This is a genomic window from Vibrio sp. 378 (genome assembly GCF_033339435.1).
Genome location: NZ_JAWOUO010001125.1, coordinates 1 through 528, shown reverse-complemented (window position 1 = coordinate 528; position 528 = coordinate 1). Strand labels below are relative to the sequence as shown.

Here is a 528-nt window from a genome sequence, read left to right as displayed (position 1 = left end):
CCAACGGAATTTAATGTCTCTGGCGAGTTGCAATCGCAAGGACAAACTGTACTTCTTGAACTCACTTCTGATGTCAACGGCGTTCGTACTTACGAAGGTTATATTGAGCTTGATGGTGTGCGCATTACGGTATTCGACATCAGTATCGACTCGCCGTCTCAAGGCGAATATCAGTTCAACCTCTATGAACAGCTGGATCATACTGGCGCAAACGACGAATCGTTAACGTTCACCATTCCAGTTTATGCCGTTGATGCCGACGGTGACCGCTCTTCTTTGACGCTCGGTTCGAACGATGCCAAAGCCGCAGAAATCGTTATAGAAGTTAAAGATGATGCGCCTTCTATTGATGGTGTAGAAGCTTTAACGGTGGATGAAGATGACCTTGCGAGCATCGGTTCGGATCAAAATGATTCTGTTTCGGTTGACGGCAAGTTCACCACGACAGAAGGCTCCGATCGAGTGGTGAGTTATCAACTCGACGCATCGACCAATCCAATTGATGGCTTGACTTCACATGGTGAAGCC

At 47.3% G+C, this 528-nt stretch carries 1 protein-coding gene; it reads left to right on the top strand.

What is annotated here, in order from left to right; translation table 11 throughout:
- A partial coding sequence (locus R7Q48_RS30725; protein WP_318134201.1) for a hypothetical protein occupies nt 1–528 on the top strand: 528 nt, incomplete at both ends.